We start from the raw sequence: 13,723 nt of genomic DNA, 5'->3' as shown, positions 1-13,723 counted from the left end.
TCTACCCCAACCACAATTGTTTTAGGGGTGGATTCTGTTCCAACAGGTGATGCCACCCATCGCGCTGCCACACGACGCGAAGGCCGGACCGACCAAGCCGGAGGTCCGCGCCGTCGTCCAATCGAAGCTTGCGCTCGAGGCGGACGACCACTTCGCGGAGGTCGGCTCCTGCACGGGGGCCGTCACGATCGAGGCCGCACAGCGAGCCGGCCGCGTCACTGCACTCGAGCGGAAGGCCGAACGACTCGAGACGACCGAGAAGAACCTCGCCGCGAACGAGGACGCGGTTCGGGCCGACGTCGAACTTCGGAACGCGGAGGCGCCCGAGGGGCTGCCCGAAGACGCCGACGCACTCTTTCTCGGCGGCAGCCGCAACTTCGAGGCCGTACTCGACCACGCCGCGGAGACCGGCGTCGATCGCATCGTGATGAACGTCTCGCGCCTCGAGGTCGCCGGCCGGGCGACCGAGGCCTTCCGCGAGCGCGACCTGCTCGAGGAAGTCGTCCAGTTCCAGGTGAGCCACGGCTACGAACTCGCCGGCGCGACGAGTTTCGACTCGGAGAACCCGGTGTACATGCTGGTCGGCAGCGCGACCGCAGACGAGGCCGACGACGAAGAGGACGGCAAGAAGGTCGCTGCCGACGGTGGGCGATCCTCGTCGGAGCAAAGCTCCAATGTCGGTCGAATCGCCGAAGGCGATTCGAAGAGCGGAGGGGGCAACGGATGACCCTCTACGGCGTCGGGCTCGGCCCCGGCGAGGCCGACCTCGTGACGGTTCGCGGAAAGCGAGTGCTCGAGGAGGCCGACGTGGTCTACTCGCCGGGTCGACTCTCCCGGACCGTCGCGCTCGAGCACGTTCCCGAGGAGCGGATCGGGGATCTCGACTTCCCGATGACGAAAGACGAGGAGAAGCTACGGAGCGCGTGGAAGGAGGCCGCGGCGGAAATCGCCCCGAACGCGCGCGACGGCGACGTCGCCTTCGTCACGCTCGGCGATCCGAACGTCTACTCCACGTTCGGCCACCTGCGCCGGACGATCGACGCCTTCCACCCCGACGTCGACCTCGAGATCGTCCCCGGCGTCAGCGCCGTGACGGCCTTTGCGACCGCGCTGGACGTCGAGATCGAGGCCGGCGCGGGCCTCTCGCTTCGGGAGGCCGCGAACGGCCACAGCCCGACGGGGCCGGATCGGATGATCCTCTTCAAGGTCACCGACGCGCCGGCGACCCACGAGGGGCTCGTCGAGGCCGGCTACGAGGTGACCTACGGCCGTCGGCTGTTCATGGAGCAAGGCGAGACCCTGGTCACCGACGACCCCGCGGAGATCGACGAGCGCGACTACTACACGCTCGCGTACGCCGAGCGAGAAGACCTCGAGATCGAACAGGCGACGGCGGCGTTCCAGACGGACGCCGACGACGCGGACGGCACCTCGAGCGGCGGGAAGTCGAACGGGAGCGAGCCGGTCGCCGACGGTGGTGAGCCGAGTGGAACGAGGCGAACGTCGGAAGACCGCGGGTCTTCCGGAAGTGACCGGAGCGCGGGACTCGAGCGCGCCGAGGGCTGCGAACACGGCGACTGCGGAGGGCACGATCATGAGTAACGAGACAACGGAGACGGACGCCGGCACCGAGGAGAACGATCCACAGGACGCGATCGATGCGCAGGGGGATCGTCGTCGCGAGGAACTGGACGATCGAATATTCGAGCACAGCGCCGGCGACGAGCAGGAGGGGATCCCGTTCGTCGGCGCCGGTCCCGGCAACCCGCGGCTGCTGACCGTCGCCGGGAAGGAACTGCTGGAGGAAGCGGACCTCGTGGTCCACGCGGGCTCGCTGGTCAACAGCGAACTTCTCGAGGAGTACTGCGATCACGCCGAACTCGTCAACTCCGTGGGGAAGGACTTAGAGGAGCTGATCCCGTTGATGCGGGACGCCTACGAGGACGGCGACAACGTCGTCCGTCTGCACAGCGGCGACCCCGCTATCTACGGGGCGGCCTTGGAACAGATGGACGCCCTCGAGCACGAGGACGTCCCGACCCACTTCGTGCCGGGCGTCACCTCGGCCTTTGCGGCCAGCGCGACGCTGCGGACGCAACTGACGCTCAACGAGGTCTCGAACCACGTCGCGTTCACCCGGCCGCAGGGCAAGACGCTGAGCCCGGAGGAGGACCACATCTCCGACTTCGTGGAGATGGGCGACGTGACGACCTGTATCTATCTCGGCACCCACGCGGTCCGCGAGACGATGGATCGGCTGCTCGAGGACGACCACGACCCCGAGACGCCGGTCGCGGTGATCTACCACGCCTCCTGGCCGGACGAGGACGTGATCGTCGGCTCGATCGGCGACATTGCGGATAGGGTCGAGGAAGCCGGCTATCGGGCGTCAGCGATGGTGGTTATCGGTGATGCGGTGACCGGCGCGGGCTACGAGCGATCCTACCTCTACGGCGACTGGGCGAATCGAGGTTCTTCGGGAAGCGCTGGTGAGACGGAGGCGAGCGATGACTGAGTCGCAGTGGCGTGACCGCAAACGCGCCGAAAGCCCCCAGTCCTATCGACTCGAGGGCCTCGCTGCGGTCCTCGGTCGCTCCCGTCGGTCACTCCCTGCGGTCCTTGTATCGGCCGTCTTCGCCGATAGGACTGGCCCCTTTCAGTCCCACCCCCACGGTGGTTCGGACGGGGCTGTAGCGCGTGGAACGGACGATTTCGGTACTATGGAGGTTTCAGCATGAGCTCAGAAACTGAGAACACGGACAGTACGAACGACGACGGTGGATCGGACGGCGGTCACTGCTCGACGCCGGATTCGGACGGCGAGGTGGCCGAAGAGATCGCGATCGTCTCCTTCAGCCGGAAGATGGAGACCGCCGAGGAGATCAAAGCGGAGATCGGCGACCGCTACGAGGCGATCGAGATCCTCGAGTACCACGGCGACGTCTTCGAGGAGCACTGGGGCGAGTACGACTGTTTCATCGGTCTGATGGCCTCGGGCATCGCGATGCGCAAGACAGCCCACCTGCTCGACGACAAGTGGGAGGATCCCGCGATCTGCGTGGTCGACGAGGAACTGACGTGGGCCATCCCGATCACGGGCGGCCACCACGGCGCCAACCAGGTCGCACAGGACCTGGCGACGATGGGGGCCGTGCCGGCGATGACGACTGCCTCCGAGGCCGCGGGCAAGCAGGGTGTCGAGTCCCGAGCGAAGGCGATGGACACCCACGTCGTCAACGGCGACTCGACCGTGAAGACGAACCTCGCCGTCCTCGACGACAACCTCGGGCCCGTGGCCCGACTCGAGGGGCCTCGTGCGGTGCTCGTCGGCGACGACGTGACGGTGCTCAAGCGGAACAAGAACGACGGTATCGTGCTCGGAACGGGGAGCGTCTCCGGGGCGAGCAAGAATTCGTTCCTCGCGGCCTGGGAGGCGGCCCTCGAGGAGACCGACTACGACTTCTCCGACGTCGAGTTCGTCGGGACCGCGACGCGCAAGGAAGACGAGGAGGGACTGCTCGAGGCCGCACAGGAACTCGACCTCGGCGTCGTCGCCTTCGACAAGGAGACCCTGCTCGCACACGAGGGGCCGACCCCCTCGAAGTCGAAGGAACTGATCGGCTGGCCGGGCGTCTCCGAGGCCTCCGCCATTGCGGGGGGTGCCGAGCAGGAACTGGTGCTCGAGAAGATCGGGTACGAGAACGAGGTCACGGTGGCGATCGGTCGATGAGTTCCGACGCCGAACCTCCGGAGACGGACGCGAACGCCGACCCGACGACTGGGGGCACTCCCGACGACCACGGGACCCTCTACGTCGTCGGTATCGGCCCAGGTCTGCCGGACCACATGACCGCGAAGGCGAAACAGGTCATCGAGTCCTCGGAAGTCGTCATCGCCTCGAGTCTCTACCAGGAGTTCCTGCGCGACGACGGCACCCTGTTGCCGAAGGAGCAGACGGACGAGGACGGCATCGCGGTCCGAGACGATGGGTTCGAGCAGGAGATCATCCGCTCGACGATGGGCCGGCAGATCGAGCTGGCTCGAGCGGCGTTCGACCACGTTCGCGAAGGAAAGGACGTCGCCCACGTCTCCGGCGGCGATCCCTCGGTGTACGGCAAGTCCGACCTCGTCTTCAAGATGGCCGAGGAAGAGAACGCCACCGACGTCCCGATCGAGATCGTTCCCGGCCTGACCGCCGCGCTGGGCGGCTCCGCCAACGTCGGCGCGCCGCTGTGCAACGACTTCTGTACGATCTCGCTGTCGGACAAGTGGCGCGGCTGGGACGAGATCGAGGAGAAACTGCGCGCGGCAGCCATCTCCGATTTCGTGATCGTCCTCTACAACTGCTGGCGAAACTACGAGCGGGCCGTCGAGATCGTTCGCGAGGAGCGGACCGACGACGCCTACGTGGCGATCGTCAACGACGCCGGCCGCGCCGACGCCGGCCGGAACGGCGAGAGCGAGTTCGTCACTACCCTCGGCGAGGCCGCCGACCACGACGACAGGGTGTCGGGGATGGGCACCTCGCTGATCATCGGCAACCACGAGACCGAGACCTGGAGCAACGACGACCGAACGTACCTCGTCACCCCCCGCGGCGGGCGTGACGTCGACGACTTCTAACGAGACACAACCATGAGCACGGACACCAACGCAGACGCGGACGCCGAATCGAGTTCGAACTGCGGCGCATCGACGACCGAAACCGAAACCGAACCAGAGACCGGGACGGACGCCTCCTCGGGATCGAACTGCGGAGCCTCCTCGAGCGCGGACGACGCGAGCGACGATAGCGGCTCGAAGTGCGGTGCCTCGAGTTCCTCGTCTTCGTCGTCTTCCGGTTCCAACTGCGGCGCCTCGACCGACGACGAGAGCGAGTCCCACGAACAGGAGGTCGGGGCGACGGTCGCCGACTTCGACGCCGAGCCGGGACAGCTAACCGCCGTCGGCCTCGGCCCCGGTCACGCCGAGGGGATGACCGAGCGCGCCAAGACGGCGCTGCTCGAGGCCGACCACATCGTCGGCTACACGACGTACATCGAGCTGATTCCCGACGAGATCACCGAGCAGACCGACGAGATCTACGACACGCCGATGTGCGGCGAGGTCTCCCGTACCGAGGAGTCGATCGACCGCACGCTCGCGGGCAACGACGTCGCCATCGTCGGCAGCGGCGATCCGAACGTCTACGCGCTGGCGGGCCTCGCACTGGAGATTCTCGAGTCCAAGGGCGCGACCGCGTCGATGGTCGAGTTCGACGTCGTGCCGGGCGTCCCGGCCGCACAGTCCTGTGCGGCACGACTGGGTGCGCCCCTCGTGAACGACACCGTCTCCGTCTCGCTGTCGGACCACCTCGTGCCGATGCCCGAGATCGAATCTCGGCTGCACTCGGTCGCGAGCGAGAACTTCACGATCACGATCTACAATCCCTGGAGTCGCAAGCGCCGGGAGAACTTCCAGAAGTGCTGTGAGATCCTTCTCACGCACCGCGACGCCGACACGCCGGTCGGCATCGTCCACGGCGCCGGTCGAGACGACGAGCAGGTGATGATCACCGAACTCGGCGAACTCGAGGAACTCGGCGAGAGCGAGATCATCGATATGACGACCACCATTCTCGTCGGCACCGAGGACACCTACGTCTGGGACGACCGGATGGTCACGCCGCGGGGCTACGAGACGAAGTACGACTACTGATCATGCCGGCTTACCAGATCACCATCGAGAAAGAGGCCTGCGACGGCATCTTCGCCTGTCTGACGCGCGACCCGCGGTTCGTCGAGGGAGCGGACGGCCTCGCGACGATCGACCCCGACGCAGATCCCGTCTACGACTGCGAGGGCGACGTTACGGATACCGAACGGCAGGTCGTCGCGACGTTCGACGACGACCGCATCGACGAGGCAAAGCAGGCCGCCGCGGCCTGTCCGACGGACGCGATTATCGTCGAAGAGGTGGACGAATGAGCGAAGCCACCCCCTCGCTCGAGATCGAGGTCCCCAACGACCCCCTCGCGGGCCACCCTGCGAGCGCGTACTTCTGGGGGCACGTCGCCGGCAGCGGAGACGTGGTGGACGGCGCGGTTCGGAACGAAGTGAGAACCGCGAACGGCGCACGGTGCAGCCGTGCGCGCATCGAGGTCGTCACCAACGACGAGACCTCTGCGCAGGTGCTGGCGGCCATCACGGGCGGCGACGTCGACCACGACATGAGCAGTCGCGACTACGCCCACGATACGTCGATCACGCGGACGGAGGACGAGTACACGCTCTCGATCGGCGGTGACGAAAGCGAGACCGGCGAGGGCGGTGAGAGCGGCGGGAACGGCGACGCGGGGCTGCTCGGCCGTCGCAGTGCCCTCGGCCTCCCCGTCGACGGCCGCGGCAACTACCGCTTCGGGGCCTTCGCGAATCACGACCGAGAACTGCTCCGTGGACTGCTCGAGGGCTGTGGCACGATCTGCTTCAAGTCCAAGAGCGGCACCGTCGGCATCTCGTTCGTCCACGACGACCGGGACCTGCTCGAGCTAACCCGGGAGCTAATCGCCGACTGCCCGGTAGACGCTCCCCTCGGCGACCTCTCGGAGACCTCCTCCGGCGGCTACTGGTTCGGCGTCGACGACGACGCCGCGCCCGCCTTCGGAACGTGGCTCTACGAGAACTGCGAGGAGACTGGCTGCTTCGCGCCGAGCCGCCGCCGAAAGCTCGAGCGGAGCCTCGAGCAGGCGGAGTCGTACGACTAACCCGACACACCACACGAACCGAGGACCCCACGAATGCATCATACGACCGACGCCGAGTCCGGTACCGACGCGCTCGCAGCCTTCGACGACGAGGCCGTCCTGTTGATCGGACACGGCTCCCGGCGCGAGAAGTCGAACGAACAGGTGCGGGAACTGGCCGCCGGCCTCGAGTCCCGGCTCGAGATCCCGGTCGACGCCGCGTTCCTCGAACTCGCCGAGCCGTCGATCGACGAGGCGTTCGCCGAACTGGCGTCGCTCGTCTCGCGGGTGACGGTCGTCCACTGCTCGCTGTTCGCCGCGAGTCACGTCAAGAACGACGTCCCGCTGGCGATCGAGCAGGGCCGCGCTGCACACGACCTCGAGATCGACAACGGCGCACATCTCGGGATCCATCCGGCGATCCTCGACCTGCTGGACGACCGGGCCGCCGCAGTCGAAGACGAACTGGGCGTCGACCGCGACCGCGACGACGTCGCCGTCGTCGTCTGTGGCCGGGGCTCGAGCGATCCGGACGCGAACGGCGACGTACACAAACTGGCCCGTCTGCTGTACGAGGGCCGGGCGTTCGACCGGGTCGAAGCGTCGTTCGTCGGCGTCACGGAGCCGACGCTCGAGGATACCCTCCACGGGCTCTCGAAGCACCGGCCGGATGCGGCCGTCGTTCTACCATACATGCTCGGCGACGGCGTTCTCACCCAGCGGATCCGGGACTGGACGGCCGACTTCGACGACGAGTACCCCTACGTCGACGCGCTGGCGGGCGATCCCCTGGGGACGGACTCCCGGCTGCTCGACGTCTTCGCCGACCGCTGGCAGGAAGCGCGGACGGAGAGCGTCGAGATGTCCTGTGACACGTGCAAGTACAAGGTCGACCTCGAGGGCTACGAGGAAGACGTCGGCGGCGCGCGAGCCATGCTCCGCGCGCTCGCCCACCAGGACGCACACGCCGATCGCGAGGACGTCGACGACGAACCCCACACCCACGACGCGCCGGGAAAGCACGTCTCGGTCTGTACGAACCGGACCTGCGCCGACATGGGCTCGCCCGCGGTGCTCGAGACGCTGCGACAGACGGCCCGCGACTCCGAACACTGCGATCCGCGCATCACGCGCTCGTCGTGTCTCGGCCGCTGTGGCGACGGGCCGATGGTCGCCGTCTACCCCGACAGTGTCTGGTACGGCGACGTCGGGGCGGACGACGCCGAGCGGATCGTCGCCGACCACCTCGACAGGGACCGCGTCGTCAGCGACCTCGTCGATCAGATCCTGTAGTGTCGTATCGTGTCGCAACCGACCGATCACCATCCAACCGACTACACCGAATCACCATGAGCTGTCACGAGATAGAAGCGCTACGACTCGGACTGATGAACGTCCTCGGCGCCGGGGACGAGAGCACCCGCGAACACGCGGAAAAAGAACTCGAGGGACATCTCGAGGGACCGATCGAAGGCCTCGTTGAGGCCGAGAGCCTTTCGGGTATCGAGCGGCATCTGGACGCCGCACTGGTCGATCTCGAGGAGGAGGTCGCCGCGATGGACGCGGACGACCCCGAGTACGACTACACGCGGGGGCGCCTCCTCGAGGTGCGAAACGCCGAACGAGCGATCCAGCGCCTGCGCGTCCAGGGTGAGAGCGTCGTCGACGGACTCGGCGAATCCCACGACATGCTCCACGAGACGTTCCCCGTAGAGGAGTGAGTATGGCCGAGGCAGACACCGAACCCGACGGAGACGAACGGGACGGCGACGAGCGAGACGCGGCGTTTCGGCGGCGCTCCCTCGGTGAGATCGAAAGCGCCCGCAGCCGGCACATGTGGACTCGTTCTGCTGTCCATGCGACCGACGACGCCGTCGTCACGGGCCAGTGGAACGGGACGGTCACGGCGTTCGACGCCGACTCGCTCGAGCCCCGGTGGTCCGTCGACCATCCGGATCACCCGGTCGCCATCGCGACGATCGACGGCGACGAGGACGATGACGGACGCGGCGAAACGGTCGTCGTCGCCGGACGCGGCGAGACGGGGTCGATCGTCGCCCTCGACTCCGAGACGGGCGAGAGCCGCTGGCGCTACGAGACGGCCGAAGACGTCGGTGATCCGGTCAAAGACTCCGTCTTCTATCTCCCCTACGTCGTCGCACTCGAGGTCGACGAGGACGGGCGCGACGGTGACGAACGACTGTACGCGGCGACCCGCCGCTACGAGCGCGAGGGCGAGACGCGGCGGTGGCACAGCACGGTCCTCGCGTTCGACGCGGACGGCACGGTTCGCTGGCGGTACGAGACCGACGCCTCACCGATCGCACTCGACCTGCGCGACGACGGCGAGCGCCTGGCGGTCGGCTACAACCGCTGCATGGGCGACCACGACAACGGACTGGTCGTCCTTGAGACAGACACCGGCGACCTCGCGTGGACGTGGGACCCGGGTACGGCAGGCGACCGCCGCGTCGGTGACGTCTCGTTCGACGGCGAATCGATCGCGGTCTCGAGCCACGGCGACAAGCGAGGCTACCTGCTCGGACCCGGCGGCGCCGAACGGTGGGCCGTCGATCTGGCGACCAAAACCGAGATCGACGGCGAGACGCTGTACGCCTACCCGAACCACGCGTACGCGAACGATGGACGTGCCGTCTTCGTCACCGGGAACACGTACGCCGAAGAGAGCCGCGAGACCAAGCGCCGACATCCGAACGAGCACCGGATCGCCGCCTTCGACGACGGCGGTGACGTCCTCTGGGACGCAGCGGTAGAGGGGTTCGTCCACGAACTCGGGACCGACGGCGGGACGGTCGCCGCCCCCTGCGCCCAGAACTTTCGGGTCCGAAATCCCGACGCGCACGCGATCCGCTGGTTCGATCTCGAGTCCGGACCGACCGGCTGTGAACGACTCGAGGGGATCGCCACCGCAGCGTCGGTCGACGACGGGACGATTGCGGCAATCGAGGAACCCGTCGCGTACCACGACGGAGACGTGACACACGGCGAGTACGCGGTCGTCTTCGGACGCCCCAACTAGCCGAACTCGAGTATTGTTAGTTGACAGTTCGGCACCTCACAGGTTTTGAATTACCGGGCTACCGTTGAACGGTCGCATACGCAAGGCAAACCACCACAACGGACACTCTCGTCTGTTTTGTCGAATAATGACTGGGAGGCGAGAACCCGACGACTCGGAAGAGTATTCGGATCGCGTATCGGTCGGATCTGGTTCAACTCCACCGCGAACGGACGAGGACGAGGCTCGAGCGGAACGCCGGATACTGACAGACGGCGGAGAGGTACAGGAAGAAGTCGAAGAGGCGGAGGAACCCGACGAGGAACCCGACGAGGAGGACGAAACGGAAGCGGAAGAGGCTGAAGACGAGGAAGAAGCCGACGAGACGGAAGCGGAAGCAGCCGAGGCTGAGGAGGAATCCGAGGAAGCGGCCGAAGCCGAGGACGAGGAAAGCGAGGAGGCAGAAGAAGAAGCAGAGGAAGAAGCCGAGGAAGAAGCCGATGAGGAGGCAGAAGAAGCCGAAGACGAGGAAGCAGAGGAGGAAGAAGAAACCAGCGAGCACGTCGAGGACGCGGAAGACGTCTACGAGGGTGACGACGCGTCGAACGTGTTGCACCTCGACCTCGACGGGCTCTTCCTCGACGTGCTCGGCCTCGAGGTCAACCTGAATCCGGTCACGCTCGACGTCTCGGCCCGGCCGGGCGAGGGCAATCTGGTCGGGAACCTGCTGTCGGCAGTCACCGGACTGCTCGACGGCTCGCAGGCGCTTCTGGGCGGCATCAAGTCGCTTTTGAGCAAGCCCAAGGAGGCGATCAGTTCGCTGCTGGGCAAGTCCAAGGAGGCGCTTACTTCTCTGGTGAGCAAGCCGCGCGAACTCGTCAGCGAACTCCTCAGCAGTGACGAGGGCGAGGACGAGGAAGACGAGGCAGAGGAAGACGAAGAGGCCGAGAGCGAGGAGGACGGCGAGGGCCGGATCTCCTCCGCACTCAGTTCGGCGGGAGAGAGAATCCGGGGCGCGCTCAGCACGATGAAGGAGAGCCTCCGCGGACTCCTACCGAGTCTCCCCGTCGAGGAGTTCGTCGCGACGGTGGTCCGGGAGATTCTCCAGGCACTGATCGACCAACTCGAGCCGGACGAAGAGTCTAACGAAGAAACGTCGCAGTCCGAAGCATAACAATGAGCGAGGAATCCACATCACTGACCCAGCAGATCGACTACGAAAAGATCACCGAGAACCTCGAACTGGAGGAACTCATCGAAGGAACCCAGTGGGAAGGCGAGATCGACGAGGAGGAGCCACTCGGGGAGACCCTCGGTGGACTGATCGGCGCGGTCATCGGCCGAAAGATCGGCGAAAGCCTCGGAAAGACCATCGGCGAACTCGTCGTCGAGGAACTGCTCAGTCCCGGCGAGGACGAAGACGAGGAGGAGGAAGAAGAGGCTGAGGAGGAGGAAGAAGAAGAAGCTGAGGACGAAGACGAAGCTGAGGACGAAGACGAAGCTGAGGAAGAAGAAGAAGCCGAGGACGAAGACGAGGAAGAAGAAGCCGAGGACGAAGACGAAGCTGAGGACGAAGAAGCCGAGAGCAACGACGAAGATGGCGAGGACGACGAGTCCGAAAGCGAAGCATCCGAAGAGGAAGAGGAAGCGGACGAGGATGAGGGAGACGACTAGCCATGAAACCGAGTTCTCTCGTACGACCGGCTCGAGGTGGGGCCGATGAGTGAGGACTCCGGACTGAAAGAGATGGTCACCGACGAAGTCACCGAACAGGTCGATGTCGCGGATCTGCTCGGCGACGGCAGTCTCGAGGACAATCTCGACGGTGGCGACGTCGGTGCGGCCGTTGGCCGCAAGTTCGGCGAGCAATTCGGACGCGAGATCGGCGCCCAGATCGGCGGAGAGATCCAGGAAACCCTCAGACAGGGTCTCGAGGAGAGCAAGAACCTCCGCGAGATCATTTCGGATCTCGTGTCGGCGATTCGGACGGCGATCAGCGAGGCGATCGCCAGCGTCGTCGGCGACGACGCTCTCTCGTCGGTAGCCGGCAGCCTCACCGACGGCGAATCGGAGGAGGCCGACGAGGACGAAGAAGGCGAAGAAGAGGAGGACGAGCTAGAGGAGGAACCGGAAGCTGACGAGGAGGAAGAAGACGAGAGCGAGGAAGCTGCAGACGAAGAAGCGGAGACCGACGAGGAAGAAGCACCCAGCGAGCCGTCCGTCGACGACCTCGAGAATCTCCGACGCGAAACGCTTGAGGACTTCCTGGGCGTCATGTCGTACCAGGACCTGCAGTCGGTCGCCAAGGACGTCGGCGTCAAGGCGAACCTCAGCCGTGAGGAGATGACCGAACAGATCATCGAAACGGTCGCGGACGGGGAGGACGACGAGTCCGACGGGGACGACGGGGACGAAGCGGAAGCCGAATCGGCGTAACCCCCTCGACCGCTTCGACCAGTACCAAAACGGAATCGAACCATGACCGATCAACTCCACGACCGAATCACGGAACTCCTGGACGCAGCTAGCACCGAAAGCGGCTCGCTGGCAGACCCGGACGAAGACGACGGTGCCGACCGCGAACTGCCCGAACTCGCCGAAGAGGCGGCCGACATCATCGAGTCGACCGACCCCGGCGAACTGCTCGAGGCGGTCGGCCTCGGAACGCTTTCTGACGGGACCGAGCCCGAGACGCTCCCGGAGGCGATCACCAAGGGCGAGCCGGAGCACGTCGAGGAGCTCCAGCGACTGGTACGCCTCGCGAGACTCGCGGATCGGTCGGAGGAGGACGAACTCGAGGACGTGATCCACGAGCTTCGAGAGACGACAACTGAGGAGGAGACGATGACGGAGGATACCGACGCCGAGACCGACGAGAGCGAACAGGACTCGACGACCGAGGACGAGGCCGACGGCGACACGAGCGCCGACGAAGCCGACGATGAGGCAAGCGAGGACACGAGCGACGAACTCGAGGATCGGCTTCGGTCGGCGATGAGTTCGTCGTTCGAAGAGTTCGGTGACGAGATCGAATCGATGAGAGATCGGCTCGAGGAGGCAACGGCCGCGGACGACGAGGGCGATGCCGACGAGGACGAAGAGGCAATCGAGGAAGACGAAGAAGACGACGAAGAGGGTGAGGCCGACGAGGACGAAGAGGCAATCGAGGAAGACGAAGAAGACGACGAAGAGGGTGAGGCCGACGAGGAAGACGACGATGACGACGATGACGACGATGACGACGACGACGGACTGCTCGGATCCGGCGACGGAGGTGGACTCGGCGGCTCGAGTGACTCGTCTCGCCACTCGACGATGGCGCCGCCGCCCTCCGAACGGGCGGATATGCGGGCGGTGAAGCGACACTCGACGATGCCGAAGAAGAACGAGTAGTCGCGGCGACCCGGACTCGGATCAGGCCCGCCCCTACCTGCGGTCCGCGTTCGATTTGCAGGCTAGAGCGCGCTGAAGCCTTATTCGAGCAGCCGTGGACGGATCCGTATGTCGATGCACGTGAGCGAAACGCAGGTACGTGAGTGGTTGGACGACACCGCAATCGGTGCCGTAACTCGTCACAGTGACGAGGAGACCGCGTTCAACTTCCAGGTCGAGCTCTCACAGCTCCCGGTACACGTCATCAAGGAAACCGAGTTCGGCCCGATCCGGATCGTCGGCCGGAACGGATTCGACACCGATGCAGCCAGAACCCTGCTCCGGGACGACCAGCGCCGCAGTGAGTTGCTCCAGTACGTCGGACCGATGCTCGCCGCGACGCCGGGGTTCTACACGTTTCTCGACGAGGAGGGGACGTCCTGCGAACTACGAGACGCCGAGACGATTCAGGTCGAGTATCGCGTCTATCCCGACGGAGCGAGTCAGCAGGCGCTGATGGACGGTATCATGTCGATCGCGACGAGTATGCGGTACGTCCAGAACGTCATCGCAGCGGTGTCGGCTCGAAACCCGGTTACCGACGAGTGACG

General features: G+C 65.7%; 16 protein-coding genes. All 16 read left to right on the top strand.

The window, feature by feature from the left end; all coding sequences use genetic code 11:
- Nucleotides 1–49: 49 nt before the first annotated feature.
- The 16 genes from cbiT to CV102_RS15480 all read left to right on the top strand — a co-directional run bounded on the left by cbiT (nucleotide 50) and on the right by CV102_RS15480 (nucleotide 13,721).
- On the top strand, nucleotides 50–727 hold the full coding sequence (cbiT, locus tag CV102_RS15555) for a precorrin-6Y C5,15-methyltransferase (decarboxylating) subunit CbiT (RefSeq protein WP_148858934.1): 678 nt from the start codon (nucleotides 50–52) through the stop codon (nucleotides 725–727).
- Complete coding sequence (locus CV102_RS15550) at nucleotides 724–1,602, top strand: cobalt-factor II C(20)-methyltransferase (RefSeq protein ID WP_148858933.1); 879 nt, start codon at nucleotides 724–726, stop codon at nucleotides 1,600–1,602. The genes cbiT and CV102_RS15550 overlap by 4 nt, the downstream gene beginning before the upstream one ends.
- Nucleotides 1,595–2,515 carry a cobalt-precorrin-4/precorrin-4 C(11)-methyltransferase gene (locus CV102_RS15545; RefSeq protein ID WP_148858932.1) on the top strand — a complete coding sequence of 307 codons (921 nt, stop codon included), beginning with the start codon at nucleotides 1,595–1,597 and terminating at the stop codon, nucleotides 2,513–2,515. The genes CV102_RS15550 and CV102_RS15545 overlap by 8 nt, the downstream gene beginning before the upstream one ends.
- Nucleotides 2,516–2,734: 219 nt before the next feature.
- Nucleotides 2,735–3,730: a cobalt-precorrin 5A hydrolase gene (cbiG, locus tag CV102_RS15540; RefSeq protein ID WP_148858931.1), complete on the top strand. Its 996-nt coding sequence runs from the start codon at nucleotides 2,735–2,737 to the stop codon at nucleotides 3,728–3,730.
- Nucleotides 3,727–4,623, top strand: a complete 897-nt coding sequence (locus CV102_RS15535) for a precorrin-3B C(17)-methyltransferase (protein WP_148858930.1) — start codon at nucleotides 3,727–3,729, stop codon at nucleotides 4,621–4,623. Before cbiG ends, CV102_RS15535 begins: the two co-directional genes overlap by 4 nt.
- Nucleotides 4,624–4,635: 12 nt before the next feature.
- Entirely contained in the window at nucleotides 4,636–5,697 is a 1,062-nt protein-coding gene (gene cobJ, locus CV102_RS15530; RefSeq protein WP_148858929.1) for a precorrin-3B C(17)-methyltransferase, read from the top strand.
- A gap of 2 nt (nucleotides 5,698–5,699) precedes the next feature.
- Nucleotides 5,700–5,966 (top strand): ferredoxin, encoded by a 267-nt coding sequence (locus CV102_RS15525; protein ID WP_148858928.1) that lies wholly within the window; start codon nucleotides 5,700–5,702, stop codon nucleotides 5,964–5,966.
- Nucleotides 5,963–6,742: a cobalamin biosynthesis protein gene (locus CV102_RS15520; protein WP_148858927.1), complete on the top strand. Its 780-nt coding sequence runs from the start codon at nucleotides 5,963–5,965 to the stop codon at nucleotides 6,740–6,742. The genes CV102_RS15525 and CV102_RS15520 overlap by 4 nt, the downstream gene beginning before the upstream one ends.
- 33 nt (nucleotides 6,743–6,775) lie before the next feature.
- The gene (locus CV102_RS15515) at nucleotides 6,776–8,014 is read left to right on the top strand and encodes a CbiX/SirB N-terminal domain-containing protein (RefSeq protein WP_148858926.1); all 1,239 of its coding nucleotides are present in this window, start codon (nucleotides 6,776–6,778) and stop codon (nucleotides 8,012–8,014) included.
- A gap of 56 nt (nucleotides 8,015–8,070) precedes the next feature.
- Nucleotides 8,071–8,442: a DUF3209 family protein gene (locus tag CV102_RS15510; protein ID WP_148858925.1), complete on the top strand. Its 372-nt coding sequence runs from the start codon at nucleotides 8,071–8,073 to the stop codon at nucleotides 8,440–8,442.
- A gap of 2 nt (nucleotides 8,443–8,444) precedes the next feature.
- Nucleotides 8,445–9,761 (top strand): outer membrane protein assembly factor BamB family protein, encoded by a 1,317-nt coding sequence (locus tag CV102_RS15505; RefSeq protein WP_148858924.1) that lies wholly within the window; start codon nucleotides 8,445–8,447, stop codon nucleotides 9,759–9,761.
- 127 nt (nucleotides 9,762–9,888) lie between these two features.
- The gene (locus CV102_RS15500; RefSeq protein ID WP_148858923.1) at nucleotides 9,889–10,914 is read left to right on the top strand and encodes a hypothetical protein; all 1,026 of its coding nucleotides are present in this window, start codon (nucleotides 9,889–9,891) and stop codon (nucleotides 10,912–10,914) included.
- Nucleotides 10,915–10,916: 2 nt separating this feature from the next.
- Nucleotides 10,917–11,414, top strand: coding sequence for a hypothetical protein (locus tag CV102_RS15495; protein ID WP_148858922.1), 498 nt, complete (start codon nucleotides 10,917–10,919; stop codon nucleotides 11,412–11,414).
- 45 nt (nucleotides 11,415–11,459) lie between these two features.
- Complete coding sequence (locus CV102_RS15490; RefSeq protein WP_148858921.1) at nucleotides 11,460–12,176, top strand: hypothetical protein; 717 nt, start codon at nucleotides 11,460–11,462, stop codon at nucleotides 12,174–12,176.
- 42 nt (nucleotides 12,177–12,218) lie between these two features.
- Complete coding sequence (locus CV102_RS15485) at nucleotides 12,219–13,133, top strand: hypothetical protein (protein ID WP_148858920.1); 915 nt, start codon at nucleotides 12,219–12,221, stop codon at nucleotides 13,131–13,133.
- A 108-nt stretch (nucleotides 13,134–13,241) separates the two neighbouring features.
- A complete protein-coding gene (locus CV102_RS15480) occupies nucleotides 13,242–13,721 on the top strand; it encodes a hypothetical protein (RefSeq protein WP_148858919.1) in 480 nt (159 codons plus the stop codon).
- The last annotated feature ends 2 nt before the right edge of the window (nucleotides 13,722–13,723 follow it).

The sequence above is a fragment of the Natronococcus pandeyae genome (assembly GCF_008122205.1).
GTDB lineage: Archaea > Halobacteriota > Halobacteria > Halobacteriales > Natrialbaceae > Natronococcus > Natronococcus pandeyae.
Note: the sequence above shows the minus strand (reverse complement) of the source record. Positions and strands in the feature narration are given on the sequence as shown.